Source organism: Nocardia sp. NPDC050793 (assembly GCF_040654065.1).
Taxonomy (GTDB): domain Bacteria; phylum Actinomycetota; class Actinomycetes; order Mycobacteriales; family Mycobacteriaceae; genus Nocardia.
In genome coordinates this window covers 485,555-511,026 of sequence record NZ_JBFAHG010000002.1, presented here as the reverse complement: position 1 = coordinate 511,026, position 25,472 = coordinate 485,555, and the positions used below count along the sequence as shown (strand labels likewise).

Genomic DNA, 25,472 nt, shown 5'->3' with positions numbered 1-25,472 from the left:
GCATGGCAGACAACGTGATTCAGCTGAAGGCAGGCCAGAACATCCCGCTTTCCGGTGAGGTGCTTCGATTCGGCGTGAAAGCCGGTACCGCGCTGGATGTTTCCGCACTGGTGGTGGCGGAGAACCTGCGCGTTCTCGACGCGGTCGACTTCGTCTTCTACAACCAGCCGAGCACCGGCGGCGTCGCGCTGACCGGTGACGAGGTGACCATCACCCTGGCCGAGGTGCGCGCCGACGCCAAGGCGGTGCTGCTGGTGGTCAGCGCCGATGCCGCCGCGCCTGGCGGCGGCGAGCTCGGTCCGGTGACCGCGTCGCTGGCCGAGAACGGCACGATCACCGCCGAATTCGCAATCCTGCCCGCCGCTGGCGAGGCGGCAATGATTTGCCTCGAGGTCTATCGGCGCGGCGACGCGTGGAAGGTTCGTGCCGTCGGTCAGGGCTACGCGGGCGGGCTGCCGGTTTTGTTGCCCGCGCACGGCGTCGCGGTGTCCGGCGGAGCCGACGCGAGCGCGCACGCACCGCATCCCGAGGGCGACCGCGCGGCCATCGCAAGCCCCCGGCAGTCCCAGCATCCGGCCGAGACTCCCGTGCTGGAGGTCTCGCACGGGCTGGAACGGCTGTGGATGATCTTCGAGGACGCGGCGCGCTCGGCCGCGGCGCTCGTCTCGGCACGCGACTACGCCGCCAAACGGCTGGACGAGGAGCTCTCCGCCGCGGTCTCCGATCCCGCGACGAGGAACACGCCGATCGCCGAGGCGAAACGCAGTGAGGCGCAACGGCGCAGCGACGAACTCGTTGCCGTCGCCGAAGGCAATCACCGGCGCGACAGCGAGCATCTGATGCGCGAGCTCGCCGACGCCGACCGGTTGCTGCCGCCCGCGCTGGCCTCCTGGTCGTCACCGGCATGGGAGGGCAACGCCAAGGTCAGTGATGGCATCCGCCTCGGCGAGCTGTACGCGCTCGAACGCGGCCCGCTGCGGATTCCGTACTGCGTTCCGGTGCCGCTGACCCGGCCGCTGTGGATCGACACGGAGCGGTCGGCGGCGGTGGTTCCGGTGGTCGGCGCGCTGCTGGCCCGGCTGCTCGCATCCGATCCCGGCAAGCGCACCCGCATCGATGTCATCGACCTGACCGGTGCGTTCACCGGACTGCTCGCGCCGCTCGCGCCGGTGCTCAACGGTCCGCCGATCACCGACCACGGCGAGATCTCGCCGCGCCTGCAAGCCCTGGTCGACGCGGCGGAGCTGGCCGAGATGGCTTACACCAGTGGTGCTTTCACCCCGCCCGCCGAGCATCGGGTGCTGCTGGCCGCCGACTTCCCGCACGGGTACCAGGCCTCCGACGCCCAACGCATTTCCGCGCTGACCCTGCGCGGCGATCTGATCGGGCTGTCCATCGTGATCGTCGGCAGCGACGAATCCGAATCGCCGGACGGTACCGTGGCGGCGCTCTCGCAGGCCTGCCGTCATCTGCCGACCGTCGAGGACACGCCGCTGTTCGATCCGTGGACCGGCAGCGCGTGGCAGCTGGAACTCGATCTGCTGCCGCGGGATCCGCAGCTGGCGGCGAAGCTGTTGCGCTCGGAGTAGCGGCGCGGTCGCGTTCGCCGGTCGGCGCATCGCGAATCCGCTTGCGGCGCCGACGCGCTCGCAGACACACGGCCGTGCCGCTGCTGCAACGGTGATCCGCTGCGGCTGACGGGTCGGCCGGTGTGGTGACGGGTCAACCGCTGGGGTGAGAGGTCACCCGGTGCGATGACGGGTCAGCCGGTGCGGTGACGGTTAGCCGGTGCGCGCCAGAGTCGCCTTGGGGCGCAACGGCTCCGGCAGCCAAGGCAGCAGTGGGTCGGCGGTGCGATCGAATACGCCGCCGATCGGGTCGTCCACGAAATCGCGGCGCACCAGGTCTTCGCCCGGCCGGTAGATCTGGCGGACGATCAGCGCGCACAGTCCGATCACCGCGAGGTCGCGCAGCACGACGGTCCCGGTGAACCATTGCTCGGGCAGGCCTTTGCGGTCGAGGCCGAGGTAGTAGAACATGCGCGGCACCCAGACCAGCGCATCGATGGTCATCCAGGCCAACAGGATTCGGCGGTGCGGCAGCGCGAGCACGGCCAGCGGCACCAGCCACAGCGAATACTGCGGGCTCCACACCTTGTTCGTCAGCAGGAACGCCGCGACGACCAGGAAGCACAGCTGGGCGAGGCGCGGGCGGCGCGGCGCGGCGAGGGCGATGTAGGCGATCGCGGCGCAGGCCAGTACGAACAGCAGCAGCGAGACCGCGTTCAGAATGGACGGCGGCTCACCGTGGTCGAGTTCGCCGTCGAAACCGGGCCAGCCGGTGAACGAGGTGATCACGTTGTAGATGGAGTCCGGGTCGGCGTGCCTGGTGGTGTTGAGCCGGAAGAACTCCCGCCAGCCGTTCGGATACAGCAGCGCGATCGGCAGATTCACCGTCAGCCAGGTGGCCGCCGCGGCCACCACCGCGATGATGGCAGCGCCCAGCGGACGGAAGCCGAAGAACTGGATGCGGGAGGGCGTTTCGCGCAGCCAGGTCAGCGCCGCGCGCAGGCTGTCGATATCGCGGATGCGCAGTCCGATCCTGGTGCTCGGCACCCGGTGCATCGGATCGACCCGCAGGCACAGCATCACGATCGGGCCGAGCAGCAGCAGCGGATAGAGCTTCGTCGCGCCGCCGAGTCCGAGCAGCACACCGGCCAGCACGGGCCTGCGCCGCGCCCAGGCGAGCAGTCCGGTGGCGGCGAAGGCGGTCGCCAGCGGGTCGAAGTTGGTGAACGCGTGCACGATCACCAGCGGCGAGCACGCGACGAGCGCCGCGTCCCAGATCCGGCGCCCGGCGAGCAGCGCCGAGGCCCACACGGTCACCAGCCAGGCCACGGCGAGGCCGAACGCGACGACGTTGAAGTAGATGACCACCTGTAGCGCGCCGGGCAGCGGCAGCGCGTCCCACGTCTTGGCGAGCTGCATGGACACGTACTGGTACAAGCCGGAAAGCACCGGGTATTCCATGTACCTGGTCTCGCGACCGCCGTCCGGGGTCTGCTCGACCCAGGCCTTCTTGTACGGGAACGCGCCTTCGTCGAGGCGTTCGGCGCCGTACAGCGGCACCGTGTCCGAATAGCACATCGCGACGTACTGGCGGCCGTTGTTCCAATCCAGCGTCAGCGAGCCGTTGCCCGCCTCGGTCTGCTGGATGCAACCCGCCTTGCTGGCCCAGCCCAGCGCCAGGAACACCACGGTGAAGGCGAGGATCACCCGCAGCGGCGTCCAGAAGCGGACCCGGCCGATCAGCGCGTGATCGCCCACCGGCCCGCCGACGACGGTGCTCAGTTGCGCGGCGAGGGAATCGTTGCGGCTCGGGCGATCCCGCGCATCGGCCGAGCGCAGGTCGGGCGCCAACGGCGCGGGCGCCGCGTAGTGTGTCCCGCCGCCCGAGCCCCCGCCGGAGCGCACGGCCTGGCCTGTCCGCACGTCCACCACTTGCTGATCGGTCACGGAACCCGAGCCTAATAGGTCCGGCCGAACGACCCCCAGACGCAGGCCCGCCCCGGGCGGTTGGCACCACCCGGGGCGGGGTGTGGACTACGCGACGAACGTCGTCCGCTGTGCGGACTAGCGGCTGCGCGTCGGCTGGGAGCTGTTCGAGCCCTCTTCCTGGCCGCTGTTTCCGTTTCCGGTTCCGCCAGGACGCGGCGAGCCCGTTTGGGTCGGCGAGCTGCCGTCGGTCGGCGCGACCGGCTGGCCCGGCAGCGGGCCCGGGTCCTGCTCACGTTGTTGCTGCTGCTGCGGGCGCGGGTTGGGCTGCACGCCGGGGACCGGGATGGTGATGCCGGGCAGGATCTCCACCTGGGTCGGCGCGATCACGACCGGCGGTGACGGGGCGTCGACCGTCGACGGCGGGGTGTACGGCGCGGTCCACTCGGGAACGCCCGCCTGGCCCTTGATCGGCGCCGGCTTCGGGAAGGTCTCGGTCGGGCTGCCTTGCAGCGCACCGTCCATGGTCGACTTCCAGATGTCCGACGCCAGGCCGGAACCGTAGATCATGGCGCCCGCGTAGTTGCGCAGCGGCGAGTTGTCCACGCTGCCGACCCACACGGCGGTGGACAGCGATGGTGTGTAACCGACCATCCAGGTGTCCTTGTTCTCGCCGGTGTCGCCGAGCTGGGCGGTGCCGGTCTTGGACGCCGATTCGCGACCGCCTGCCAGGCCGTGGTTGCGCGAGTAGCCCGCGATCGGCTTCATCGCCGCGGTCACGTTGTCGGCGACCGCCGCCGAGACGCGCTGTTCGCCCGCGACGTCGCCGCGGTCGAGCAGCACCTGACCGTCGGCGGTCACCACCCGCTGCACGAAGTGCGGCGCGTGGTACATGCCGGAGGCCGCCAGCGTGGCGTAGGCGGAGGCCATATCGAGCGCGCGGGCCTGGTACTGGCCGAGCACGATGCCGTTGTTCGGGCCTGCGCCGCCCGGCTCGGACAGCGTCTTGCCGACGCCGGGCAGCTCCTCGGGAATGCCGAGCTTGTGGCCCATGTCCGCGATCTTCTGCGGACCGTTGCCCATGTCCAGCTGCATCCGGTAGAAGCTGGTGTTCAGCGAACGCTTGAGCGACTCGGCGATGGTGCACATGCCGCAGGACTCGCCCTCGACGTTGGTGATCTTGATGCCGTTCACCGTCAGCGGCGAGCTGTCGTACATCTGCGACAGCGGAATGCCCTGCTCGAGGTTGGCGGCCAGGCCGACCACCTTGAACGAGGAGCCGGTCTGCAGTGGCGCGTTGGCGAAGTCGTAGCCCTGACCGTCGTTACCGCCGTAGTACGCCTTCACCGCGCCGGTGCGCGGATCGATCGACACCACCGCGGTCCGCAGCTGCTCGGGCTCGCCCTGCATCTTGCTCGTCGCTGCGTCGACCGCGGCCTGCTGCGCCTTCGGATCGATGGTCGTGGTGATCTGCAGGCCCGCGGTGTTGAGCTGCTGTTCGCTGATGCCCGCGGACGCGAGCTCCTCGAGCACCTGGGTCTTGACCAGGCCCTCGGGTCCGGAATCCAGCGTCTTGTCCTGGGTCTGCGCGAGCGGGCTCACCTGCGGGTACTGCATGCCCTGCCGGTCGGTGGCCTTCAGGTTGCCGCCGTCGACCATGCCGTCGAGCACGTAGTTCCAGCGCGTCTTGGCGCCCTCCGGGTTCTTCTCCGGATCCAGCAGCGAGGGCAGCTGGATGGTGGCGGCCAGCACCGCGCCCTCGGCGACGGTCAGATCCTGCACCGGCTTGCTGAAGTAGGCCTTGGCCGCCGCGTCGATGCCGTAGGCGCCGCGACCGAAGTAGATGGTGTTCAGATAGGCGGCGAGGATCTCGTCCTTGCTCCACTGCCGCGCCATCTTCGCGGAGATGACCAGCTCGTGCATCTTTCGGGTGAGTGAGCGCTCGTCACCGACCAGCGCGTTCTTCACGTATTGCTGAGTGATCGTCGAGCCACCGCCAGCGCTCTCCTTGCCCAGCACGTTGTCGCGGGCCGCGCGCACGAAGCCGGAGATGGAGAAGCCAGGATTGGTGTAGAAATCCCGGTCCTCGGCCGCGATCACGGCGTTGCGCACGTGCGGCGGGATCTGCTCGATCGTCACGTCGGTGCGGTTGCCCTGCGGCGGGACCACCTTGCTGAGCACCGTGCTGCCGTCGGCGGCGTAGATCATCGCGACCTGGTTGGTCTTCAGATCGCCCGGTTGCGGCACCGACACCGTGGAGTAGGCGACCAGGAAGACGGCGCTCGGCACCACGATGGCGAGGGCGATGAGCACGTAGAGCGTCCTGCGGATCATCTTCCAGGGAACCCTCTTCGCACCAGGCCGCTTGCCCGCCCCGCCGGAACCACCGTCACCGCCGCCGTTGCGGCGCGGCGGCGGACCCGAGGGCGGCTGGCCGGACTGCGCGCGGCGCTCGCCGGTGGCGGGACCGTGCGGACGACGGTCGCGGTCGACGGCGAGCCGCTGGCCCGTGTTCGGCCGCGCGCCGCCCGCGGGACGGACGGCGGCGCTCGGACCGGATCGCCGGTCGCGCTCGGCGATCGCCTCGCTCAGCGAGTTGGGCCGGGGCGCGCCCTGCGGATTCTGGCCGGGGCGCTCGATGCGCTGGGTCGCGCCCGCGGCGCCGCCGGGTGTGCCGTTCGGCTGCGGACGATCCTGCGGGGGACGACCCTGCGGCGGGCGACCCTGCGGAGGACGACCCTGCGGGGGACGACCCTGCGGCGGCGGGCCGGGACGATGCGGCGGTTGCTGACCGCGCGGACCACCGTTGGGTCCACCCTGCGGTCCGCCGGGACGCGGGCCGCCCTGCGGGCCACCCGGGCGCGGACCGCCCGGCGGCAGCGGACGGAAACCGGGTGGGGGCGCTTGACGCTGGCCGGAAGTCGGGTTCGGAGACGGATGTGAACTTCGCTGAGTACGGCCGCCGTGCGGTTCATCGCCGTGGGGGGAAGTCTCGTAAGGCGAATTCACTGACAAGATCTCCATAACTCGTATCGGTCAGGTTGGCTCGGTGCGGTCACGGGCACCGCGGCGGACACGTGCAGGCTCCGCATGTCACCCGACTGGCAGATGACCAGGCACATCACTCGGCGGCGGTACGTCGGTTCGCTCGCGTACCCGTACGGCGACGCGTGGGCGCGGGGGCACTGCCGAGCACATAGGACTGAACCAGATGATTCCAGCTGCAGGTCCGGCATACCTCGACGACATGCACCGAGAACTCCTCGCGAGTCTCGGCGAGCCGCATCAGCTCCTCCGGTGTGCGAGCCGAACCAGCCACCGGTCCGAGGCCGTCGCCGTAGACCCAGGATACGAGGGTGAGCTGTTCTTTCCGGCAGATAGGGCACGTGACCTCGCTCCCCCGACCGTGGAACTTCGCCGCACGCAGGAGATAGGGATTTGCATCACATACCTCGGCGACATCGACCCGGCCCGCATAGACGTCAGCCAGCAGCGACCGGCGCCGGAGCGCATAGTCGACCACCTGCCGCTGAATTCGCACGCCAACCAGAGTAGCGGGGTGCGGGCGACGACGCCTCGCTCCGCTCGGCTTTCGTCGCCCGCACCGGACGTCGGTTCGCGACCCGCGGCGCTCCGCTTCCCGGGTCGACCTGCGCCTTTCAATGTTTCGGGGGGCGAGGACGCCTCGCGCTGCTCGGCTTGCATTGGCCGCACCGGAGGTTGGTTCCCGATCCGGGGCGCTCTGCTTCCCGGGTCGACCTGCGCCTTTCAACTTGTCGCCGAGCGAGGACGCCTCGCTCTGCTCGGCTTGTCCAGTCCGTGAGTGGCGCAGATCCGTGACATTTATTGCACATGTCGCGTCATTTCGCTCGGCATCTGCCGTCCGCACTAGACGGTGGTTCAGGACAAGGCGATCCGTTTCCGTGGTGTACAGGGGCCTTGCGGAGGTCGGCGCCGGACTCGCTCGTTGCCCGATCGCTCCCTATTTTCCGAGGCGACGTGCACGAATCGGCGCCGTGCGTGGTCTTCGCCTCGTTCGGTTTCGCGGGAACCGTTCTCGGCGGGCATGTTCTGTTTACGATTCGTGTGTGTCCACCGGTAGCAAGGGGCGCATGCGAGCGCGTGATCTGGACCGCGTGAATGCATGCGGTCTGCTGGATGCGGCCTACGCGGAAGGCCAGCTCGGAGCCGACGAGTATCGCGAGCGGACGGCGAAAGCGGGGCGCGCCAAGACCGTTGGGGAGCTGGCGCGGCTGACGAGTGATCTGCAAATTCCCGCCGCCGCGCGCGACCTGGTGCCGGGCGGGTCGGCCAAGACGCGGAAACCCTCGCGCCGAAGCCGAACCCGCGCGAGTTATCCGGACCACACCCGGGCGCGGAATGCCGATCGCGCCAACACGATTCGGGTGCTCGATGACGCGCACGGCGAAGGGCAGCTCGACGCGGACGAGCACCAGGCGCTCACCGAGCTGGCTTCCGAGGCGAAAACCCTGGGCGAGCTGGGTGCGTTGGTGGCCGATGTGCAACGCGTCGCCGAAGCGCCGCCGCCGAGCCCCCCGCGTTCGAGCCGGAACCTGCGGTTCCGTGCCGCGGTGGGCGTCGCGGCCGTGCTCGGGGTATGGGCCGGGTATTTCGCCGCGGGGCGCGACGATCGCGCGGTCTCGGCGCAGGCCGCCCCCGTCGAGCCGGGCACGGTGCAGCCGCTGGTGCTGCCGAGGCCGGAGCTGTACACCGTCGCGGGGATGACCCTCTACCGCGACGAATACCGGGAGAAGTTCGGCGACACCCTCGTCGACGAGTTGTGGCTGCACAAGGATTTCGCATCGGTGCAGCGCATCGCGCCGGAGGGGCCGCGGTGGTCGGTCGACTGGGACTACTGGGGCGGATTCACCAAGCACGACAACCTGATCACCACGCGCAGGCCGGATGCGCCGATCGTGGACCTGGCCACGCTGAACATCGAGGCCATCGGCGCGGTGCTGGCCACGGCGCCCGCGATGACCGAGGTGCCCGGCGGTGTCGTCGATTCCATCGAGATCTCCGCCGACGATTCGACTGCGGGCAACGGCAGGCCCGTCGTCGAGATCCGCGTGCGCAACGATCGCAGCCAGCACGGCAGCGTCCTGATCTCGCCGTCGGGCGAGGTGCTGAAGGTCAGGGAGGTCGGATGACGGCGTCGAAGAACACCCGGCTGCGGGCCAGTGACCGCGATCGCGCCGACGTCTGCGGACTGCTGGACGCCGCGCTGGCCGACGGCCAGCTGACCGATTCCGAGCACGCAGGCCGCACCGGAACTGCGATGCGCGCCAAGTCGTTCGGCGAACTCGACAAGCTGATCGACGACCTGCAGATCCCCGGCGAAATGGTCGACGCGCCCGTGGTGCGCGGCGGCCGCGGGCGGACGCGCTGGATTCCCGCGGCGATCCTGGCCGCGGCCCTCGTCGCGGGCGGGCTGGTCGGTTGCGTCGCGCACAGTGCGGTTGACCGGGTCGTCGCCGACCCGCTACCCGACCTGACCACGGGTGCGGGCCTGGCCTACTTCATCGACCGGTACCGCGCCGAGTTCGGCGAGACGATCGCCGACGACGTCACCGTCTATCCGGGCTACGCCCTCTTCTATCGCAACGAGAAGGGCAAGTCCGTCTACTACCACTTCGACGGCGATTTCTCCGTGTTCGGCAATCCACGGTCGCGCAAGCCCGACACCCCGACCGTCGACATGGGCGCCATCGACCTGCCCGTGCTCGCCCGCCTCCTCGCGGGCGCCCCGCAGTCGCTGCTGCTGCCGGGCAGCCCGATCTCGTACGTGAACATCGAGCGCGAGGCCAAGAAGGACGCGCAACCCTACGTGCAGATCTACGTGCAGAACGAGAAGAGCGAGACGGGCTTCATGACCGTGCTCTTCGACGGCGAACCGCTGAACGTCCGCCCGCCCAACCGCTGATCCGACCTGGGTGAACGCCCCATATATCGCCCATCGCTGTGCTCGGTTATATCGGCGCGATATACTCGGAAGTCGCATCCATCGGTTAGGTCTGCACAACAGTCAGGGGGTGACGCCCGATGCTCGAGCTGGCAATCCTCGGGCTGCTCCTCGAAGCGCCGATGCACGGTTACGAGCTGCGCAAGCGGCTGACGGGCCTGCTCGGGCCGTTTCGGGCCTTCTCCTACGGGTCGCTCTATCCGACGCTGCGGCGCATGCAGGCGGACGGACTGATCGCGGAGGAGAACGTCGCGGGCGTCACCATGCGCCGCGCACGGCGGGTCTATCAACTGACACCGGAGGGGCGGGAGCGTTTCACGGAGCTCCTCGCGGACACCGGCCCGCAGAACTACACCGACGACGGCTTCGGCGTCCACCTGGCGTTCTTCAGCCGCACTCCCGCGGAGGCGCGGATGCGGATCCTGGAGGGCAGGCGCCGGCAGGTCGAGGAGCGCCGAGAGGGATTGCGGGAAGCGATCAAACGGGCCAGCGGGTCGCTGGATCGCTACACCCGGCAACTCCACCAACTCGGTCTGGAATCAAGCGAGCGCGAAGTGCGCTGGCTCAACGAGTTGATTGCGGCGGAGCAATCAACGAAGGCGGCACCACAGAAAGAGGGAACCATCGGCCATGAGTGACATCAATACGGCTGAGAACGCCACCGAAGTTCGCGTGGCCATCGTGGGCGTGGGCAACTGCGCCTCTTCCTTGGTCCAGGGCGTGCAGTACTACAAGGACGCGGACGAGACCTCGACCGTGCCCGGTCTGATGCACGTCAAGTTCGGCCGGTACCACGTCCGCGACGTCAAGTTCGTCGCCGCGTTCGACGTGGACGCCAAGAAGGTCGGTTTCGACCTGGCCGAGGCGATCTTCGCCAGCGAGAACAACACCATCAAGATCTCCGACGTGCCCCCGACCGACGTGGTCGTGCAGCGCGGCCCGACGCTCGACGGCATCGGCAAGTACTACGCGGAAACCATCGAGCTCTCCGAGGCAGAGCCGGTCGACGTGGTGAAGGCCCTGAAGGACGCGAAGGTCGACGTCCTGGTGTCCTATCTGCCGGTGGGTTCGGAAGAGGCGGACAAGTTCTACGCCCAGTGCGCCATCGACGCGGGTGTCGCCTTCGTCAACGCGCTGCCGGTGTTCATCGCCTCCGACCCGGTGTGGGCGCAGAAGTTCGTGGACGCGGGCGTCCCGATCGTCGGTGACGACATCAAGAGCCAGGTCGGCGCGACCATCACCCACCGCGTGATGGCCAAGCTGTTCGAGGACCGCGGCGTGCAGCTCGACCGCACCATGCAGCTCAACGTCGGCGGCAACATGGACTTCAAGAACATGCTCGAGCGCGAGCGCCTCGAGTCCAAGAAGATCTCCAAGACCCAGGCCGTCACCAGCAACCTGAAGAAGGAACTGGGCGCCAACGACGTGCACATCGGCCCCTCCGACCACGTCGGCTGGCTCGACGACCGCAAGTGGGCCTACGTGCGCCTCGAGGGTCGGGCCTTCGGCGATGTGCCGCTGAACCTGGAGTACAAGCTCGAGGTGTGGGACTCGCCCAACTCGGCGGGCATCATCATCGACGCGGTGCGCGCGGCCAAGATCGCCAAGGACCGCGGTATCGGCGGACCCGTCATCCCGGCCTCGGCCTACCTGATGAAGTCCCCGCCGCAGCAGCTCGCGGACGACATCGCCCGCGCCCAGCTGGAAGCGTTCATCATCGGCGCGGAGTAGATCCGTCGACGATGGAAGCCGGTCGGAGAGCCACTCTCCGACCGGCTTTTGCGGTTTCCGGACCGGAACCGTTGTGCCGCAGGCGAACTCGGTGAGTTCAGCGTGGGGGCGCGAGGAATCCTTCGACGACCCTGCGCACCTTGTGTGGTGCGTCGTCGTCGCCGAGGCGCAGCGCCGTGTTCGCGGCGCACAGCACCGCGTCGATCTGGAAGGCGGCGAAATCGACATCGAGATCAGCGATTTCGCCCGCGTCCGCTGCAGCGCGCAGCTCGGCCGCGAGCAGGTCCACCCATGCCGTCTGATCGCGGACCAGCGCGTCACGGACCGGGCCCGGCCTGCTGTCGAAGTCGGCGATATTTGCCGCACGGAAACAACCGCCGGGGAACAGTGGCTTCTCCGCATAGCCGATCCAGTGTTCGATCAGCGCGCGCAGCCGCGCCGCGCCGTGCGGTGTACCGCGGGCGGGTCGCACGACCGCTTCGATGAACTCCTCTCTCGCGCAGTCGATCGCGGCGAGTTGCAGGTTCTCCTTCGTCCCGAACAGTGTCTGGACGCCGCTTTTGCTGAGCCGGAGGTCGGTGGCCAGCCTGCCGAGGCTGAGTCCGTTGAGTCCTTCCAGTGAGGCGACGTCGACGGCATGGCGAGCGATGGTGCGCCTGGTCTGCGCGCCGCGCAGGAGGCGTTGATCGGTGATCATCTGTTCGGGTCGTTCGGCCGAAAGGGTCTCCCCGTGTGCGCTGTGCGGCTGCTCGAATTCGCTCATCGTCTCCATCATGCCATGTCTTGTTAAAACGTACGATGGGTCGTACGTTTAATCGCGTGACGATTACACGTACAAGCGATGGCAGGAAATCCGATCCGCGGCTGAAGGTCGTCGACGAGATCGCGACCACGCATCTGTTCGACATCGCGGTCGACTTGGATCCCCGGCTGAACATCGGTGACGGTCCGTTCGGCAAGCGGATCTTGTTCGGTGCGGCTGGCGGGTCGTTCGAAGGCCCTGAGCTGCGCGGAGAGGTGCTCCCAGGTGGCGGGGACTGGGCGCTGTTCCGTTCCGACGGAGGAATGTCGGTGGATGTCCGGCTGACGCTGCGCACGCACGACGGCGCCTTGGTGTACATGTCCTACGGCGGTCGTTGGATCGTCCCGGCCGAACTGCGCGAGGACATCGCCGACCCGGTCAAGAGCCGCCAGGTCGACCCGGCCAGGTACTACTTCCGGACGACACCGATGTTCGAGACCGGCGCGAAGCAGTACGCCTGGTTGAACGACATCGTCTGCGTCGGTTCCGGATACCTGATCGAGGGCGGGGTCGCGTACCAGGTCTCGCGGGTCATATGAGGGTGCGGCCGACACAGTGTGCAGTGTCGGCCGGATTCGCGAGCGGCGTGTCCGCGGCCCTGTAGGAGGGGCCACGGACACGCCGCTTCGGCGCTGACCTTGTTCAGACCGGAGCTCGTTCAGACCGGAGCTCGATCGGTTCGAAGCTCGCTCGGTCTGGAAGCCGGTTCAGTCCAGCGAGACGTAGACCTCGACGGAGGTCGGGCCGGTGTAGCGCTCGATCTCCGCGGTGTGCGAGCGGGTGATGATGCCCGCGCTCTCGGCCTTGGCGACCTGCGCCCACGCGGTGCGCAGCAGGTCGTAGGGCTTGTCGGAGACGACGAACTTCGCGTAGCGGCCGTGCGGGATGCGGGTCACCACGTCACCTTGGTCCAGGTCGTCCAGCGAACCCACCTCGTAGCCGAGGACGGCGACGGCGTGGTCGTTCTGGCCGATGTACGCCGCGACGCGCGGCACGCTCTTTTCCCTGGCGAGATAGCGATCCCAGGTGAAGTTCACCAGATCGAGGTCGCGTGCGGCCACTTCGCGGCCCGCCAGCGGGATGGTCAGTCCGGCGACCAGGCTTTCGTCCAGGGTGACGATCTCGAAATCCACTGCTGTGTCCTACCCGTCGCTCGGTTCGTCGGCCAGCGCCACGAAGACCTCGGCGGTGCGGTCGTCGGGATAGTGCTCCCAGTCGCCGGTATAGGAGCGCACGAACCGGCCCGCCGCCTCGGCATCCCATACCGCCCGCCAAATGCTGACGATCGTATCGCCGAGATCGTCGCCGCTGGCAATGAATCGGGCGAAGCGACCACCGGGCACCCTGGCCAGCACGTCGCCGGGCAGTAGGTCTTCGATGCTGCGACAGCGGTAGCCGACGATGTGGGTCAGATAGGAGTTGATCTCCGGCGCATGATCGACATAGGCGGTGGTCGGGGGGCCGGGTAGGCGGCGCGAGAGGATGCGCTTCCACGCTTCCTCCACCTTCGCGCGGCGCGGCCCCTCGACCGCTAGCGCTGGGCTTCGAAGCACCGTGCCCGCCACCAGCGTCTCGGGACGGTCAACGACATTGAAATCCACCGGCGTAGCCCCTATGTCTAGTCTGTTTTCAATTGGCGGCGCTTCCGGGCCCCTCTGTGGTCCGCACGCTACCGCCTGTCGGCCGGTCGCTCGCGCCGCTGCCGTCGTCGCTCGAGCGCTTATCCTTCCGCATCGTCACCGGGGGACGGGCGTCGCCCCTCGTTCGCCTCGGCACCGCTGGGCCGCGCTCTCACTCTGGCAAAACGATGCTGCCATGTCATGCGTTCCCCGGAGGCGCGCTAGGTCACAAGATCGATTCAAGATGGTACGGGGCACAGTTATCTACCGCGCGCACGTCAGCCGGGCACCGGAACGCTCAATCCCGGAAAGATTTCGACCTGCGTCGGCTGCGGCGGCGCGGGCGGAATGATGATCGACGGCTCTGGTTGTTGCTGCGGTGCGCGCGATGGATTCGGGTTCGGATTCAAGATGTCGTAGGGATTGTTCGATGGCTTCGGCGGATTGCCGCCAAAAGGGCCGCCTGCGGGTGCGGTAGGGAACTGCTCGATAGGCGTGCCCTCCAGCGCGTCGTCCATTATCTGCTTCCAGATGTCGGCGGGCAGGCCCGAACCGTAGATGTCCGCGCCGCCGGCGGTGCGAATCGGCTGCGAATGCTCACTGCCGATCCACACCGCGGTGGACAGCGACGGCGTGAAGCCGATCATCCAGGCGTCCTTGTTGTTGTCGGAATCGCCGAGCTGGGTCGTACCGGTCTTCGCCGCCGACGGCCGGTCGCCCGCCAGCGCGTGCCCGTTGGAGTAGGCGGCGATCGGCATCATCGCGGCGATGGCGTTCTCCGCGAAAGCGGGCTTGATGCGCTGCTCGCCGGGCGGCAGCTGGTCGCCGACCTGCTGCTCGGGAGCGCCGCGATCGAGCAGCACCCTTCCATCGCCGGTCACCACGCGCTGCACGAAGTACGGCTGGTGGTACATGCCAGAGGCCGCGATGGTGGCGTACGCCGAGGCCATGTCGACCGGGCGGACCAGATACTGGCCGAGCACGATGCCGTTGAGCGGAGGGCCGCCGTCCTCGGTGAGCGTCTTGCCCGCCACGCCGGGGATCTCCTCCGGGATGCCCGCTCGGTGCGCGGCGTCCGCGATCGCCCGCGGTCCTTCGAACATCGACATGGTGAGCCGGTAGAAGCTGGTGTTCAGCGAGCGCTTCAGCGATTCGGCCATGCTGCATTTGCCGCAGGATTCGCCGTCCACGTTGGTGATCCTGATGCCGCGATCGGTGACCGGTGAACTGTCCAGCACGCGCGTCAGCGGGATGCTCTGCTGCTGCGCGGCGATCACCGCGAACACCTTGAACGCCGACCCGGTCTGCAACGGCGCCTGCGCGAAGTCGTAGCCGATGCCGTCCTCGCCGCCGTAGTAGGCGCGCACCGCGCCGGAGCGCGGATCGATCGAGACCACCGCCGCGCGCAGGTATGGCGGCTGAGGGCCGAGCCGGTCGTGCACGGCGGTGAGCGCGGCCTGCTGCGCCCTGGCGTCGATGGTGGTGGTGATTTGCAGTGCGCCGGTGTTGATTTCACGTTCGCTGATGCCCGAAGCGCGCAGCTCGCGCAGCACCTGGGTGCGGATCAAGCCCTCCGGACCGCGAGCGTCGTCGCGGTCGGGAATGTCGGTGATCGGCACTATCCGCGGGAAAACCGTGGCATCCCGGTCGCCCGGCGCCAATACGTCCATTTCGACCATGCCGTCGAGTACGTACTGCCAGCGCGCTTTCAATTCCGGCAGGTGTGTTTCGGGGTCGAGGATCGATGGCGTGCGGATGAGGGCCGCGAGCACCGCGCCCTCGGCGAGCGTCAGCTGCGCGGGCGGCTTGTCGAAGTACGCCTTCGACGCCGCGGCGATGCCGTAGGAGCCGCGCCCGTAGAAGATGGTGTTGAGATAGGCGGCGAGGATGTCGTCCTTGCTCCACTGCCTGGACATCTTGGCCGCGATGATCAGCTCGCGCATCTTGCGGGTGAGGGTGCGTTCGGAGCCGAGGAAAGCGTTCTTCACGTACTGCTGGGTGATGGTCGAGCCGCCGCCCGCGTTGTCCTTGCCGAGCAGATTGTCCCGGCCCGCGCGCAGGAAGCCGGACGTGGAATAGCCGGGGTTGGTGTAGAAATCGCGGTCTTCGGCGGAGAGCACCGCGTTGCGTACCGGTTCGGGCACCTCGGAAAGCGGCACCGGGATCCGATTGCCGTCCGGTGGAATCACTTTCGCGATCACCGTGCTGCCGTCCGCGGCGAGGACGGTGGCGACCTGATTGGTCTGCACCGCAGCCGGATCGGGGATCTCGGCGCTCCAGTAGACCAGCACGAACAGCAGCGAGGGCATCGCGACGAACAGAATGAACAGCGCGAGCGCGAGCCGCCGCAGGCGTTCGGCGCGACTGCGCGGCGGCCGCTCGGGATCCGTCGTCGTCGCGGTGCCGCCGACCCGGGATTTCCTGAGCGCCTGCGCTTTCCGTTCCCGGGTATGCGGTGTGTTCCGCTCTCGGAAGCCCGCGATGGAGGCGTGCGGCGGTGACGATTGCTTGCCCCCGGCATCGCGTTTACCGCCTCGCTTGCCGAACGAGCTCACGATCATCTCCTCCCGGAGTTGTCGGTCGAACCCCACCTGCACTGACAACGATCGCCGAAACGAGCTACGACCGGACTCTACTCCGCCAGCCCGGTCGAGTCGGCCCACAATCCCCACCCTTCCGCTTCTTAGGCAAAGTAACCCGCGCCCACGCCCAGGGCCATCCGCAGCCGAAACCGCCGTCACCCGCACACGAAACCTCGCAAGCCCTGAACCTCACAGAACATCCGAGCCCCCACCCACCCACCACGGAGCGAGCCTGACGAGCGACCGTCGGCGAGGCAAAAGCGGCGGCGTACGTGCCTTCGCCACTACGTCGAAATCTCAGCGCATGGACGCGAGCTCGTCCGGTGTGCAGCTAGAAGCGAGGCGGCGAACCTCCACACCAGCGCCCCAAAGTCTCAGCGCACCGAACCGAATCCCGACCTATGCAAGGAAGCCAGACGTAAGCGCACTGAATCCACGAAACATCCGAGCCCCACCCACCCACAACGGAGCGAGCCCGACGAGCGACCGTTCGCGGCCGTCTCGCTTCCCAGCGATCGAAGCGCATGCGACGCAGTCGCGAGTCTCGATCGCTGGGAAGCGAGACAATAGGGGCCGCGAACCCGCGCGCGCCAGCGCGCCAAAGATTCAGCTCTTGACGCCGCCCGCGGTCAGACCGGAGATGATGCGGCGCTGGAACAGCAGCACCATGATCACCAGCGGGATCGTGACGATCGTGCCCGCCGCCATGATCGCGGCGTACGGCTGCACAAGCGGGTTGTTGCCGGAGAACCGGGCGATCGCGACGGTGACCGGCTCGGTCGCGTCGCTGGAGAGCAGGCGGGCAAGCAGGTATTCGTTCACCGCGGCGATGAAGGCCAGGATGGCGGTGGTGAACACCGCTGGCGCGGCCAGCGGCAGCATCACCAGCCGGAACGCCTGCATCTTGCTCGCGCCGTCGATGCGGGCCGCCTCTTCCAGCTCCCACGGCAGTTCGGTGAAGAACGAGGCCAGGATGTAGACGGTCATCGGCAGCACGAACGAGATGTTCGGGATGATCATCGCCTGGTACTGGCCGATCCAACCGAGGTTGGTGAACAGCTGGAACAGCGGCGTCACCAGCACGACCACCGGGAACATCGACGCGCTCAGGATCAGTCCGGCCACCACGTACTTGCCGCGGAAGGTCAGCCTGGCCAGCGCGTACGCGGCGAAGATGCCGATGAGCAGCGCGAGCACCGTGGTGCATGCGCCGATGATCACGCTGTTCACCAGCGCCATGCCGAAGTCGTTGCCGCGGCTGGTGTCGAACGCGTCGCGGAAGTTCTCCAGCGTGACGTGCGTCGGCCACGGCGTGTTGTCGAAGGTGTAGTCCGGGTCGCGGAACGCGGTGACGGCCATCCAGTAGAACGGACCGAGTCCCCACACCAGCACGATGAGCACGCCGAGGTAGATGCGCGCGGATCCGAACCGCTTGGTCCACGGCACCGCCTGGGCCGGGGCCGGTTCCTTCGTCGCCATCGGCGCGCCTCCACTGTCTTGCTCGGTGCGCACCTGGTCGCTGGTCGTCATGCTCGCACCGTCCCTTCGCGCTGCGCTTCCTGGGTGCGGACGGCGTTGGCGCCGAGGATCTTCACCAGCACGAAGGCCACCGCGAAGATCAGCAGGAAGGTGATGGTGGACAGGGCGGCGGCGCTGTTCGGTCCCTGGCGCACCTGGTCGACCACCAGGATCGACACCGTGCGGGTCGACGGGTTGTTCAGCGTCATGATGGCGGGCAGGTCGTACATGCGCAGCGCGTCCATGGTGCGGAACAGGATCGCCACCAGCAGTGCGGGTTTGAGCAGCGGCAGCGTGATCTGGGTGAACCGCTGCCAAGCCGAGGCGCCGTCGACCTTGGCGGCCTCGTACACGTCGTTGGGGATCACCTGCAAGCCCGCGAGGAGCAGCAGCGCCATGAACGGCGTCGTCTTCCATACGTCGGCGGCGATCACCGCGAACCGCGCGGCCCACGGGTCCGACGTCCACAGAATGCGCGTGCCGAGCACCCGGTTCACCACGCCGTCGTACTGGAACATGAACTCCCACAACCGCGCCGTGACCGCGGTCGGGATGGCCCACGGAATGAGCACCGCCGCACGCAGCAGCGCCCTGCCTTTGAAGCTCTTGCCCATGACGATCGCCATCGCGAGGCCGATGGTGGCCTCCAGCGCCACCGTGATCACGGTGAAGAACAGCGTGACGCCGATGGCCATCCAGAACTGTGAGCCGAGATTGCCGGTGGGGCAGGCGATGGTCTCGCCGGTCGGCAGGCTGCACTGTTGCAGCAGCCAGTGCGTGTAGTTCGAGAATCCGGCGCTGCCGCCCTCCACGAACATGCCCGTGCTCGGGTCCAGCCCGGGGTCCTTCTGGAAGGACATGTACAGCGCGCGGATCACCGGGTAACCGATGACGACCGCCAGCGCGATCAGCACCGGCGCCACGAAGACCCATGCCTTGCCGGAGCGGCGCAGCTCCCAGGCCAGGCTCGCGCCGAAACCGCGTTTACGCGGAAGGAATTCGTCGCTCGGCAGGCGCGTGGCCGCTCCCGAAGGATCCGACACCGTTATCTCACTCCTACGGGTTGGTCGGGTCCGCTGCGCCACCACGCGCTGCGTTCATGGTTCACTCGTTGACGCTCGTTCACGAACCCGCGGTCTCGATGCCCTTCTGCATCCCGACGATCGCGTCGTCGACGGACTTGTTTCCGGTCAGGGCAGCATAGGCGTTGTCTTGGATGGCCTTCGACACCGCCGGGTAGAAGGGGGTCACCGGACGCGGCACCGCGCTGGCGATCGATTCCTTGAGGGCGGGCAGGTACGGCATCTTGGCGATCAGCGCCGGGTCGTCGTACAGCGAGGCGCGCACCGAGGGCAGGGCGCCGGACGCGATGATGTGCTGGGCGTCCTCGCTGATCAGGAAGCGCAGGAAGTCGAGCGCGGTGGCCTTGTTCTTGGAGAACGCGCTGATGGCCGCGTTGTAGCCGCCGAGCGTGGAGGCGCCGACGCCGTTCTCGCCGGGCAGCGGCGCGACCGCGAACTTGTCCTTAACCTGCGAGGATTCGGCGCCCGCGTCACCGAACGTCGAGGGCCAGGCACGCAGGAACATCAGCTTGCCCTGGGTGAAGGCGTTCGCCGATTCCGGCTCCTTGAAGGTGATCGCCTCTTTGGGGATGTCGCCGTTGTTGTATGCGGTGACCAGGGTGTTCAGACCGGCGCGTGCCTGCGGGCTGTCGACGGTCGGGGTCTTGCCGTCGGCGCCGACGAAGGTGCCGCCGAAGCCGTTGATCACCTCGGAGGTGTTCACCGTCAGGCCTTCGTAGGGCGCGAACTGCCCGGCGTAGCAGCCGATGTTGTTGTCACGCGCGACCTGGCACTGGCCGAGCATTTCGCCCCAGGTCTTCGGCGGGTTCGGGACCAGGTCCTTGCGGTAGAACAGCAGCCCGCCGTTGGTGTTGCGCGGCGCGGCGTAGAGCGTGTTGTTGTAGGTGGCGCTGGCGACCGGTGGCGAGAGCAGCGTCGAGGTGTCGATGGCGAAGGAGTCCTTCAGCGGCTGGATCCAGCCCTTGGCGGCGAACTCGGCGGTCCACGGCACGTCGAGGGCGACCACGTCGTAGGTGGACTGCTTGGAGCGCATGTGCTCGACCAGGTCGTCGTACTGCTGCGAGGCGTCGTTCGACTGCTCTTTGAACGTCACCTGCTCGTCCGGGTGCGAGGCGTTCCAGCGCTCGATGAGCTGCTTGACCACACCGGTCTCGGTGGTGTCCTTGCCCTCGACGTAGGTGATCGGACCGCGGCCGGTGAGGTTCTGGCTGGTCGGGCTGCCGCCGTTGTCGCTGGCGCACGCGCTGGTGAAGGTCGCCGTCAGCAGCGCGACCGAGGCAGCCGCCAGCGCGGCCCGCGGTACGAGCGACGAACGTAGGGACGACACCTTCTTCAAAGCCATTGCGAACACTCCATGGGTACGACGTGAGCAGCAGCACACCCTGCCGGTTGCACAACGGAAGATACATGGTGTTCATCCGCCGCGCCCGAAGAGCGGTACAGAAGGCCAGGCCGGGCGGATGTCGCCGGTCGCTGGGCGCGTTGAGCGGATCATTCGCTGCCGGTCGGCGGGCCGACCGCCCGAGCTCACGATGACCTGTGCCGGGACGTGCCGTTACCCTGGCTGCCGATGACTTCGCCCAACGCGGTTCCCGATCGGATGCTCACACGCGTCGGCGGCCTGCTGCGCAAGGCAGAGGCGACCGACAACGAGCACGAGGCGGAGGCCTTCCTCGCCGCGGCGCAGCGGTTGGCGACCCGGTCCTCGATCGATCTAGCGGTGGCGCGGGCGCACGTCGCGGGGCGGGAACGCAGGCCGACGCCGGTGCAGCGGGTCATTCCGATCGGCGAGCCGGGCAAGAAGGGACTGCGCACCTACGTGCAGCTGTTCGTCGCGATCGCGCACGCCAACGACGTGCGCTGCGATGTTGCGCGCACCTCGACCCAGGTCTACGCCTACGGCTTCGACACCGACATCGATACCTGCGAGGCGCTCTACACCAGCCTGCTCGTGCAGATGGTGCGCGCGTCCGACCACTACATCAAATCGGGCCAGTACCGCACGGCGACCGTCGAGAAGATCGTCAGCGAGAAGCGCTGGGGACGCACCGTGCGACGCCGGGTGCAGGCGCCCGCGGCCCCCGTGACGGCCCGGCTGAATTTTCAGATGGCCTTCGCCGCGCGCATCGGGCGACGGCTGGCAGAGGTGAAGTCGGAGGTCGAAGCCGAGGCGGTGGCGCCGGAGACGGCGACGGGAACCGCGCTCGCGCTGCGTGACAAGGAACTGGAACTCACCGACTTCTACGGCCGCACCTCGGAGGCCCGCGGAACCTGGCGCGGTCCCCAAGCCTCCGCCGGACATTCGGCCGCGGCCCGTCACGCGGGAGACCGCGCGGGTCGGGCGGCGCGGTTGGGCACGTCGCCCGAATTGGGCGGGGCCCGAGGGCAATTGACCTCCGGTGCGGAGGGGTGAACCGTCGCGTGCTGAGTATTCCGCGATGAGTGTGCGAGATACTCAGCGCGCCAAGGTGTACGACGCCGAGCAGTTGGTCCGAGGCATGTTCGAGCGCGCCGACGAGTACGGCAACCGCACCGTCGAACTGTACGGCTCGCACATCACGTTGCCCGTCGAACGCCGTTTCGCCTCGGTGGCGTCCGTCCAGACCTATGCTGAGAAGGTGCTCGCCCTCAATTGGGTTCGGGCCCAATGGGATAGAGCCGAGGTGCCGGTTCGGGTGCGGTCGCGTGCCGGAGCGACCGCCGCTCACTATGAAGCGGCCGACGCAGTCCTCGCGGTGCCGCTGCACACCGGCGGCACCGCGTGGGCTCTGCGCGAACTGGTGGTCTTGCACGAACTGGCTCACCATCTGGAACCCGAGCCCGGCGAAGTCGCCCCGCACGGGCCCGGCTTCTGCACCCGCTACCTGGAACTGGTGGACGGAATCATCGGCCCCGAAGCCGCCCTCGTGCTGCGAACCACGATGCTCAGCTGCGGCGTCCGTATCGGCTAGAGAGCGCCACACATCTTCTGTACGCCTCACACAGGCGGTGCCTATGTGAGGCGTGTGGTGGGTGTGTGGGAAACGTCGGCCTCTAGGGGAGCAGGGCGCGCACGCGTTCGTAGCGGGCGTGCCACCAGGCGACGCGGTCGGGGTCGGGGTGGCGGTATCGGTCCATCAGTGCTGGGTCGGGCGTCAGGGGTGTGCGCGGTACCGGGAGGAAACCGTCCACCGGGCGCAGGGATTCGGCCACCACGTCGCCCTCGAACAGGGAGATCGTTCCGAGTCCGCAGGCGAAGTCGAGTTCCGGGAGCGCGCCGGCCAGCGCCAGCTGCGCGCCGAGGCCGACGCTGGTCTCCAATGCCGAGGAGACCACGCAGGGCAGTCCGGCCGCCGCCGCGACCTCCATCGCGCGCCGAACTCCGCCCAGGGGCGTGCATTTGAGCACCGCAACGTCGGCAGCCCCCGCCACGGCAACGCGCAGCGGGTCCTCGGCGCGCCGGATGGATTCGTCGGCGGCGATGCGCACGTCGACCTTCCTGCGTACCTCGGCCAGTTCCTCGATGGTCCGGCACGGCTGTTCGACGTACTCCAAACCGCCTGCGGCACGGTCGATCCGGGCGATATGCGTGATCGCGGTGTGCACATCCCACACCGCGTTGGCGTCCACCCGGATTCCGCCGTCCGGGCCGAGCGCGTCGCGGACTGCCTCGACCCGGGCCAGGTCCTCGCCGAGAGAATCGGGATGGTCGGCGACCTTCACCTTCGCCGTGCGGCAGCCCGAGGAGCTGACGATCCGGTGCGCCCGCTCCGGATCCACCGCGGGCACAGTGCAATTGATCGGAATCCGCTCCCGCACCGGGTCCGGCCAGCCGGTCGTCACCTGCTCGACCGCCGTCGCCAGCCACCCCGCCGCCTCCCGATCGTCGTACTCGGGAAACGGGCAGAAATCGCCCCAGCCCAGCGGCCCCGGAATCAGCATCCCCTCCCGCACGGTGATCCCGCGAAACCGCGTGCGCAGCGGAATCGCGTAGACGACAGGCTCGGGGAAGGCGTCGGCGGTCATCGTTGGCCAGCCTACGGGGTGGGCGTCGAGACGAGCAGTCGCGTATACCGACCCGGCTGGCGATCGGCGGCATGCGGTTGCCTGGTTGGTCGGTCGACAGCCGGGCACCCTGGGACGTATGGGGTCGGCGGTATCGAGGCAATTGGCGGACTTGATGCGGGCTGGTCTCGCAGCGCTCCTCGCCCTCGGATTCGGTTGGACAGCCGCAGTTCTCGTTCCCCTGTACGAGTTTCTCGTAGAAGACGGACAGCCAGGCAGCAGGTATCTGCCGGTCGCCTACGGCATCGCGTGGACGGGGATCGCCGGGGCGGGTGTGGCGGCGGCGGTACTGGTCGTTTCGAAATTGCGGACGCGCAGTGCGATTGGGTGGACGCCACTGGTGGCGATTCCGTTGATCATCGAGTCATGGTTGCTGGGCTGCCTCGTCGCGCTGGTGCTGGGTTCTATTTGAGCGGTGCCGGGGTCTGTTCGAGGTAGTGCGCGGGTTCGAGCTGAGCTGGCATGGAGGCGCGTGTTTCTGTCTGCCGGGTACTCCGTTGACGCAATTCCGTCCGAGCCGAACGGGCGCCCGGCGGGTACCGGGCGCCCGGTGATTCACAACCGCTCGAGGATGGTGGCGTTGGCGAGTCCGCCGGCCTCGCACATGGTTTGCAGGCCGTAGCGGGCGCCGCGGTCCTGCATGGCGTGCACCAGGGTGGTCATCAGGCGCGCGCCGGACGCGCCGAGCGGGTGACCGATGGCGATCGCCCCGCCGGTGACGTTCACCTTCGACATATCGGCGCCGGTGTCCTGAGCCCAGGCGAGCACCACCGGCGAGAACGCCTCGTTGATCTCGACGAGGTCGATGTCGGAGAGCTGAAGACCGGCTCGCTGCAACACCTTCCGGGTCGCCGGGATCACCGCGGTGAGCATCATGAGCGGGTCGTCGCCCGCGACGGCGAAGCTGTGCAGGCGGGCGAGCGGGCGCAGGCCGAGCTGCGCGGCGCGTTCGCTGGTCATGATCAGCACCGCGGCGCTGCCGTCGCTGACCTGACTGGCGCTGGCGGCGGTGATCTGCCAGCCGATCTGTGGGAAGCGCTCGGCCATGGCCGGGTCGTAGTAGGCGGGCCGCAGGCCGGCGAGGGTGTCGAGGGTGCTGCCGACGCGAATGCCCTCGTCGCCCGTGAGTCCGTTGATCGGGGCGAGCTCGGCGGCGAAGAGGCCGTCCTTCGTTGCCTGTGCCGCCTTTTCGTGGCTGGTCAATGCGAATTCGTCGAGCTGGGTGCGGGTCAGGCCCCACTTCGCGGCGATGAGTTCGGCGCTGATGCCTTGCGGTACAAGACCTTCCGGATACCGCTCGGCGAACGCGACACCCGATAGATCCTCGGAGCCGACAAGGTTGGCGCCCATCGGGATTCGGCCCATCGACTCGACGCCGGCGGCGACCACGATGTCGTACGCGCCCGCGATCACGCCTTGGGCGGCGAAGTGGATGGCCTGCTGACTGCTGCCGCACTGCCGGTCCACCGTCGTCGCGGGCACCGATTCGGGATAGCCCGCGGCCAGTGCCGCCCGTCGCGTCACATTGGCGCCCTGCTCGCCGACCTGCGTGACCACGCCGCCGATCACGTCGTCGATCAGCGCCGGGTCGATGCCGCTGCGCTCGACCACCTCGCGCAGGCTGTGCGCCAGCAGGTCCACCGCGTGGACGTTGTGCAGCGCTCCGTTCGGCTTGCCCCTGCCGATCGGCGTGCGCACCGCTTCGACGATGACCGCGTCTCTCATGGCGGATCCTTCCTCTGACCGGGGCATCTACGCCCTGGCTCTATTGGCTTATAGTCAGGTTAACCGCCTGGGTATAGTTGACTCAAGTCAGTCATGGATATGATGTGCGTCATGGCAGCCGTAATGGAAGGACCGTTGGCCGATCTCAGTTCGTGGCAGGCCGTCGACTGCTCCATCGCCAAAGCGATGGATCTCATCGGCACGCGCTCGGCCGTCCTCATCCTGCGCGAGGCCTACTACGGCACCCGCCGCTTCGACGGTTTCGCCAGCCGGGTCGGCATCACGGATGCGGCCGCGGCGGCCCAACTCCGCAAGCTGACCGAGGCCGGTCTGCTGGAAAAGCGGCCGTATCAGGAAGAAGGCAAACGCACCCGGCACGAATACGTCCTCACCCAGATGGGCCGCGACCTGCTCCCGGCCGTGCTGGCTCTGATGCAGTGGGGAGATGCGTACCTACAGCCGGGCCCGGCCCCGCTGCTGCTGGTCGAAGAGGCGACGGGGGCGCCGGTGCGGGTCGAGGTGCGGAGTGCGACGGGTAAGGAGATCGAGCTCGAGGAGCTCGGGATCCGGGTGAACGCGGACTATCTGCGGGAACGGCGGGAGCGCGCGGCCGAGTGAGGCGCGCGGCCGCCCTGGGAACACCGTCGGCTGGATTCCGGGTCGGAGAGCGCGGTCGGTGTGTACTCTCCTTCTCGGGGGTGGGACACAAATCGAGAGCGATATCCGCTGCGAATCCGGGTTATCCGGCCAGATCGAGTGAGACCCGCAGAAGAGTCGGAAGTATCACGTCCCGATCCTAGGAGTCGACATGCTCGGCTTGAATCGTGTGCTGCCACGAGTGAGCGAAGTCGTTCGTCAGTCTCTGTTGCGTCCGGATTTGATTCGCCCCATT

General features: G+C 68.1%; 22 protein-coding genes. 10 read left to right on the top strand and 12 right to left on the bottom strand.

The window, feature by feature from the left end:
• The first annotated feature begins 2 nt into the window (after window positions 1-2).
• The gene (locus AB0H50_RS07840) at window positions 3-1,589 is read left to right on the top strand and encodes a TerD family protein (protein ID WP_357448376.1); all 1,587 of its coding nucleotides are present in this window, start codon (window positions 3-5) and stop codon (window positions 1,587-1,589) included.
• Between the two features lie 192 nt (window positions 1,590-1,781).
• Here the strand turns inward: AB0H50_RS07840 and AB0H50_RS07835 are convergent, their stop codons facing one another.
• The 3 genes from AB0H50_RS07835 to AB0H50_RS07825 all read right to left on the bottom strand — a co-directional run bounded on the left by AB0H50_RS07835 (window position 1,782) and on the right by AB0H50_RS07825 (window position 7,035).
• Window positions 1,782-3,473, bottom strand: a complete 1,692-nt coding sequence (locus tag AB0H50_RS07835; protein WP_357449364.1) for a glycosyltransferase 87 family protein — start codon at window positions 3,471-3,473, stop codon at window positions 1,782-1,784.
• Window positions 3,474-3,632: 159 nt separating this feature from the next.
• The gene (locus AB0H50_RS07830) at window positions 3,633-5,828 is read right to left on the bottom strand and encodes a transglycosylase domain-containing protein (RefSeq protein WP_357449362.1); all 2,196 of its coding nucleotides are present in this window, start codon (window positions 5,826-5,828) and stop codon (window positions 3,633-3,635) included.
• Between the two features lie 787 nt (window positions 5,829-6,615).
• Window positions 6,616-7,035 carry a DUF5318 domain-containing protein gene (locus tag AB0H50_RS07825; RefSeq protein WP_357448374.1) on the bottom strand — a complete coding sequence of 140 codons (420 nt, stop codon included), beginning with the start codon at window positions 7,033-7,035 and terminating at the stop codon, window positions 6,616-6,618.
• 547 nt (window positions 7,036-7,582) lie between these two features.
• Between AB0H50_RS07825 and AB0H50_RS07820 the strand changes: the two genes are divergently transcribed.
• From AB0H50_RS07820 to AB0H50_RS07805, 4 genes are all read left to right on the top strand, one after another.
• Window positions 7,583-8,665, top strand: coding sequence for a DUF1707 domain-containing protein (locus AB0H50_RS07820; protein ID WP_357448372.1), 1,083 nt, complete (start codon window positions 7,583-7,585; stop codon window positions 8,663-8,665).
• The gene (locus tag AB0H50_RS07815) at window positions 8,662-9,438 is read left to right on the top strand and encodes a DUF1707 domain-containing protein (RefSeq protein ID WP_357448371.1); all 777 of its coding nucleotides are present in this window, start codon (window positions 8,662-8,664) and stop codon (window positions 9,436-9,438) included. Before AB0H50_RS07820 ends, AB0H50_RS07815 begins: the two co-directional genes overlap by 4 nt.
• A 119-nt stretch (window positions 9,439-9,557) precedes the next feature.
• Window positions 9,558-10,115: a PadR family transcriptional regulator gene (locus AB0H50_RS07810; RefSeq protein WP_357448370.1), complete on the top strand. Its 558-nt coding sequence runs from the start codon at window positions 9,558-9,560 to the stop codon at window positions 10,113-10,115.
• A complete protein-coding gene (locus AB0H50_RS07805; protein WP_357448368.1) occupies window positions 10,108-11,208 on the top strand; it encodes an inositol-3-phosphate synthase in 1,101 nt (366 codons plus the stop codon). The genes AB0H50_RS07810 and AB0H50_RS07805 overlap by 8 nt, the downstream gene beginning before the upstream one ends.
• A 97-nt stretch (window positions 11,209-11,305) precedes the next feature.
• Here the strand turns inward: AB0H50_RS07805 and AB0H50_RS07800 are convergent, their stop codons facing one another.
• Window positions 11,306-11,905, bottom strand: a complete 600-nt coding sequence (locus AB0H50_RS07800) for a TetR/AcrR family transcriptional regulator (protein ID WP_357449360.1) — start codon at window positions 11,903-11,905, stop codon at window positions 11,306-11,308.
• A gap of 122 nt (window positions 11,906-12,027) precedes the next feature.
• Here AB0H50_RS07800 and AB0H50_RS07795 point away from each other — a divergent pair, with 122 nt between their 5' ends.
• Window positions 12,028-12,549 (top strand): DUF3237 domain-containing protein, encoded by a 522-nt coding sequence (locus AB0H50_RS07795; protein WP_357448366.1) that lies wholly within the window; start codon window positions 12,028-12,030, stop codon window positions 12,547-12,549.
• A gap of 168 nt (window positions 12,550-12,717) precedes the next feature.
• Here the strand turns inward: AB0H50_RS07795 and AB0H50_RS07790 are convergent, their stop codons facing one another.
• From AB0H50_RS07790 to AB0H50_RS07765, 6 genes are all read right to left on the bottom strand, one after another.
• The gene (locus AB0H50_RS07790; RefSeq protein WP_068068120.1) at window positions 12,718-13,143 is read right to left on the bottom strand and encodes a GyrI-like domain-containing protein; all 426 of its coding nucleotides are present in this window, start codon (window positions 13,141-13,143) and stop codon (window positions 12,718-12,720) included.
• 9 nt (window positions 13,144-13,152) lie between these two features.
• Window positions 13,153-13,611: an effector binding domain-containing protein gene (locus tag AB0H50_RS07785; protein ID WP_357448364.1), complete on the bottom strand. Its 459-nt coding sequence runs from the start codon at window positions 13,609-13,611 to the stop codon at window positions 13,153-13,155.
• Window positions 13,612-13,907: 296 nt separating this feature from the next.
• A complete protein-coding gene (locus tag AB0H50_RS07780) occupies window positions 13,908-16,190 on the bottom strand; it encodes a transglycosylase domain-containing protein (RefSeq protein ID WP_357449358.1) in 2,283 nt (760 codons plus the stop codon).
• A gap of 627 nt (window positions 16,191-16,817) precedes the next feature.
• Entirely contained in the window at window positions 16,818-17,690 is an 873-nt protein-coding gene (locus AB0H50_RS07775; RefSeq protein ID WP_357449356.1) for a carbohydrate ABC transporter permease, read from the bottom strand.
• 47 nt (window positions 17,691-17,737) lie between these two features.
• Complete coding sequence (locus AB0H50_RS07770; protein WP_357449354.1) at window positions 17,738-18,694, bottom strand: sugar ABC transporter permease; 957 nt, start codon at window positions 18,692-18,694, stop codon at window positions 17,738-17,740.
• Between the two features lie 157 nt (window positions 18,695-18,851).
• Complete coding sequence (locus AB0H50_RS07765) at window positions 18,852-20,153, bottom strand: ABC transporter substrate-binding protein (RefSeq protein WP_357448362.1); 1,302 nt, start codon at window positions 20,151-20,153, stop codon at window positions 18,852-18,854.
• Between the two features lie 228 nt (window positions 20,154-20,381).
• On the opposite strand from AB0H50_RS07765, the gene AB0H50_RS07760 reads away from it, so the two are divergent.
• Complete coding sequence (locus AB0H50_RS07760; RefSeq protein WP_357448360.1) at window positions 20,382-21,224, top strand: DUF2786 domain-containing protein; 843 nt, start codon at window positions 20,382-20,384, stop codon at window positions 21,222-21,224.
• A 25-nt stretch (window positions 21,225-21,249) separates the two neighbouring features.
• The gene (locus AB0H50_RS07755; protein ID WP_357448359.1) at window positions 21,250-21,762 is read left to right on the top strand and encodes a TIGR04338 family metallohydrolase; all 513 of its coding nucleotides are present in this window, start codon (window positions 21,250-21,252) and stop codon (window positions 21,760-21,762) included.
• An 82-nt stretch (window positions 21,763-21,844) separates the two neighbouring features.
• Here the strand turns inward: AB0H50_RS07755 and AB0H50_RS07750 are convergent, their stop codons facing one another.
• Window positions 21,845-22,816: an o-succinylbenzoate synthase gene (locus AB0H50_RS07750; protein ID WP_357448357.1), complete on the bottom strand. Its 972-nt coding sequence runs from the start codon at window positions 22,814-22,816 to the stop codon at window positions 21,845-21,847.
• A gap of 118 nt (window positions 22,817-22,934) precedes the next feature.
• Between AB0H50_RS07750 and AB0H50_RS07745 the strand changes: the two genes are divergently transcribed.
• Window positions 22,935-23,267, top strand: a complete 333-nt coding sequence (locus AB0H50_RS07745) for a hypothetical protein (RefSeq protein WP_357448355.1) — start codon at window positions 22,935-22,937, stop codon at window positions 23,265-23,267.
• A gap of 143 nt (window positions 23,268-23,410) precedes the next feature.
• Here AB0H50_RS07745 and AB0H50_RS07740 read toward each other — a convergent pair whose 3' ends face one another.
• A complete protein-coding gene (locus AB0H50_RS07740) occupies window positions 23,411-24,580 on the bottom strand; it encodes a thiolase family protein (RefSeq protein ID WP_357448353.1) in 1,170 nt (389 codons plus the stop codon).
• 111 nt (window positions 24,581-24,691) lie between these two features.
• On the opposite strand from AB0H50_RS07740, the gene AB0H50_RS07735 reads away from it, so the two are divergent.
• A complete protein-coding gene (locus tag AB0H50_RS07735) occupies window positions 24,692-25,198 on the top strand; it encodes a helix-turn-helix domain-containing protein (protein WP_357448351.1) in 507 nt (168 codons plus the stop codon).
• The last annotated feature ends 274 nt before the right edge of the window (window positions 25,199-25,472 follow it).